Annotated in this window: 4 protein-coding genes; all 4 read right to left on the reverse strand. The window is 45.5% G+C overall.

The features are described 5' to 3' along the window. A partial coding sequence (locus tag OU814_RS31170; RefSeq protein ID WP_268243310.1) for a helix-turn-helix domain-containing protein occupies positions 1–852 on the reverse strand: 852 nt, incomplete at its 3' end. A 3-nt stretch (positions 853–855) separates the two neighbouring features. Continuing rightward, entirely contained in the window at positions 856–1,269 is a 414-nt protein-coding gene (locus OU814_RS31175) for a hypothetical protein (RefSeq protein ID WP_268243311.1), read from the reverse strand. A gap of 25 nt (positions 1,270–1,294) precedes the next feature. Beyond that, positions 1,295–2,272: a protein rep gene (locus OU814_RS31180; RefSeq protein ID WP_268243312.1), complete on the reverse strand. Its 978-nt coding sequence runs from the start codon at positions 2,270–2,272 to the stop codon at positions 1,295–1,297. 773 nt (positions 2,273–3,045) lie between these two features. After that, complete coding sequence (locus OU814_RS31185) at positions 3,046–3,516, reverse strand: hypothetical protein (RefSeq protein WP_268243313.1); 471 nt, start codon at positions 3,514–3,516, stop codon at positions 3,046–3,048. Positions 3,517–3,660: the final 144 nt, after the last annotated feature.

Raw genomic sequence — 3,660 nt, forward strand, 5'->3', positions numbered from 1 at the left:
TCTCTTAATCTCTGTAAGCTGCAAAATTACATCAGTTAGCAATCCATTCTCGGTATAAATCAGCCGTGTCACTGATTTGCCGTATTTGTTAACCAAGTACTGCGGCAAATGAGTAGGGATATAAACCTCTCTCAGCCACTTGCGAAAATAGGGCAATTCGGTCATTTCATAGGCAGCACAAGGCTGCTCACCTCTTTTATCTCGAAATTTATGATTATAGGAACCCACGGTTCCTGCCCAGGGGTATGGTTTACGATAGTCACTCCAAAGCCTGCCAATACTCCCGTCAAGAATATCGTATTGATTGATTGGAACTTGCCAATCCTTCTCAATGAGAAGTAATAGTTCTGCGGCTTCGCGAAAAATCATCCATAGATCATCCGAAATCTTATGGTCACGCATATTCTCAATGCGCTTAATGTAGACATCGGTATAAGGCTGAATTTTCTCCTGCCATTGCTTCCAGCCTGTAATTTCCTGAATCCAGGAGTCAATCCCTTTCTCAGCAAATTTTATGAGGCTGAAAACAGCAATTTGCCGACCCTGCTCGGCGTAATGCTTTAAGACAGCGGCGCAATAGGATGACTTGTAGATCTTTAAATTCCCAACAGGCTTGCCTTCAATTTTGGGGTTGTCAATCATAAGGGTCAAAGACTTGCCCTGAAAAGGTTTCAGCGTTTCTGAGGGCGCGCTGTGCATAAGGGTTGTTTCAAGTCGTGACAGAGTAGATTGGTCAACTCCTGCTAATACAGCCAAGCCAGACTGACTCATTCCAGACTGTCCCGTCAAAACGACTGTGTAAAATTCAATCTTGTCATCGCCCTCTCCCTCTTCTCTGCGGATAAGCTCCATCGTCTAAAACCCTTGTTTATTCAATATTTTGCGTATTCTAGCCTCTACCATCACGGCTAGCTTCTGAGGTTTTAGGGTATAACCCGCCTTTACCAAATCTTCTAAATGTACCGAAATAATTCCGTTGTTTTGACGTATTGATATCCCAGTCAAATCCAACGTCTTTGATTCTGTCACAACGTCAGAAACCGCCTTAGAGCGAGAAATAGACTTTTCTTTAGACTGCGAAATAAATTTCTCACCACTATCCATTGCTCTCGCAATTACAAGAATCTCATCGGCTAAAGCCTCTGGCACTCGAATCGTCTTAGTTTTGCCCGACTTCCATGTCGAGACTCCACCCGCGCCCTTCCTGAACCCACCTCTAGTCATGGCAACCTCTGAATCCGTTACAAAATCAATAAGTCTTACAGACATTACATTTTAGATTCTGTTACAGATTCTAACGCAAAGAAGTATCAGTCAACCGATACTTCTTTTCCTTTCTTCGCCAAGAAAAATACAGTTTCGCCTCATCCATCTCACCTGACTCGCTCTCACCAATCAAATCCTCTGGCTCCTCTTCCAACTCTTTGAGGTATTGCTTCAACACTCCGCCCGTCGCGATACACCGCATCTTGTGCATCTGCCGCGTCAGTTCCAAAAACCATTCCCGATCTGCCACCAGGTCGCTTTCTTTCGTTGCGTATTTAAGCAGTTCAGGCACTAACTCCATTGGTTTATTACCCTGCTTCACTGCCTGCACATCCAGAATCGGGTTGTAGTCCAATCTCATGGACTTGCGCCACATAGACACCCATTCCGATTGCTTGATGTAATTGCGACCGAAATAGGAACGCGGGACTAACAATAGACAGTGAAAATGAGGGTGGGCATTACCATCACGACCCTTTGTCACCTCGGTCGATCTCAACCAACCCTCAGCGGGGAAAGCCTTCAACTTCACCAGCCGCCCAAAACCGCGATTCATTTCGCTCAACTGATCACGCAAACGGGTGATAGGCACATTTTTCAATGTCAGTGTCACAAACAGCCAGCGATGAGTGGGGAACGCTTCGACCACTCTTGGCAGTACTTTAAAAGCTTTAGCCTTCCACATTAGAGAGCGTCGCCACTGGCAGACGGGGCAATGTCGCAGACGGCAAAATCTTGCCGACCGTAGCTTCAATTTTGCTGCATTGCCTGTCTCAGAAATCAAACCAAACCCCAATAACTCGGAGCAAAAGTGAACACGTTCGCTGTAGTGATGGAATTCAGATCCCCGATAGAAATCCTCAACCCTATCGGTAAATGCTCTGTGTTTCTCCCAGGGCTTGTCTTGAGGACTTAGTTCCGATAGGGCTGGCTGCTCACTATTGGAACTATGAGAATCAGGCGGTATGCTATAAACATCACCGCCCGATGCCCTGTCATTAGGCATTCAGAACCCCGTGGTATTCAGTTGAACTCGCAATCCAACCCTACCACGGGGTTTGGTGTTTTCAGCCCGTTTAGAGACAAAAATTTTTTACAGCCCAAATCGCCCCAATGCCTTGCCACTATTGGGATAAGCCCGCTCCTGACGGCGCGACTTATCCCTCATAATTCAAGTCCGCTTCGCTAAGGCGGAGCTTCGCAACGTCTTGATTTGTAGGGTGGAGGTTTTGCAGACCTCTGCCTTACCACTTAGCCATAATTCAAAGATAATGCGGCAACGCCGATCGACAAAACCGCACCCGTTGCGGATCTACCAATAACGTTATCAGCAATGAGTCATTAGTGATTTCTGGAAGGGTTGAACCCTTCCCCGCGATCCATTCCTGGAAAATCATAAAACTGCTACTACAGTTTATGGGGTGGATCGGAAAAAAGACCGCTCGCCGCATGGCATGTTCTGAGGGCTGCTATCAAATCAATAACAACCACGCAACATATCTAGCAGCCCTCAGAACAGCCCAAGAGTATAGCAGTTCAATCTGCCGTCAAGGGCTTTCGCGGCATATGCTCCTTCGCTCCGCTCAGTCCGCTATTCCACGTCCCTTGACTTGTTTAAAGACACTGCTGTTTGATTGGCTTTAGTAAAACATGTTTAACAATAAGACCTTTACAGAGAACTATTTCTACTAATATAAGAACTACTATGACCAAGAATGATCCACACCCCATTGAAGCTATAAATATTTTGCTTCAATGGGGTGGATCATAAATAGTAAATTAGTAAACTTGATAGTTCTCCGCATTGTTCAACTCATCTAGTAGATGATCAAACTCTGATGGATGAACAGGGTGATACTTTTCATCTCTGGGGCTGTAAAACCAGCCCCAGTTTTCGTCTTTTTCTAGCATCCAGGCAAGCGATCTCGCAGTGGTTTTTTTATGTCTGGATAGAGTTCCACTACTAACATGCAGCCTCTTGGCTAATGCTCTTAGTCCAAGAGGCTGCGGTGGAATTTCCAAGCCGTTCTGATCAGATGGGAAAACACTAAGACTAAGCTGCGCTGTTTCAGTTAAATTATGCTGCTTAGTCTCAACAGGAACAACCTGAACATCATCACCCTGATCCAGGTGCTTGGCGACTTCAATCAATCGACCTGCTAGAACTTTAGGAACCCTGATTAACTGAGTCTCAGGATTTAACCAACTTGATTTACGACCTGCCTTTTCTCGGCGACCACCACGGGGCATAACTCTCAATTGAATTAGTTACAAAATCATAGTAATTGATTTCATAACTCACTCAACCGCAACTCCAGAAACTAGGAACCTCCAAGAAGTTTTCGTCTAGCGACAAGGAATTGGCGTAGACTCTCCTCATCGGCGGGTGCTTTG

Origin of the sequence: Leptolyngbya sp. GGD, from assembly GCF_026735145.1 — a bacterium.
Classification (GTDB): domain Bacteria; phylum Cyanobacteriota; class Cyanobacteriia; order Leptolyngbyales; family Leptolyngbyaceae; genus Leptolyngbya; species Leptolyngbya boryana.

What these genes read in the sequence shown, in the direction of transcription:
- OU814_RS31175 (WP_268243311.1), bottom strand. Translation starts at nt 1,269, where the DNA reads ATGTCTGTAAGACTTATTGATTTTGTAACGGATTCAGAGGTTGCCATG.
- OU814_RS31180 (WP_268243312.1), bottom strand. Translation starts at nt 2,272, where the DNA reads ATGCCTAATGACAGGGCATCGGGCGGTGATGTTTATAGCATACCGCCT.
- OU814_RS31185 (WP_268243313.1), bottom strand. Translation starts at nt 3,516, where the DNA reads ATGCCCCGTGGTGGTCGCCGAGAAAAGGCAGGTCGTAAATCAAGTTGG.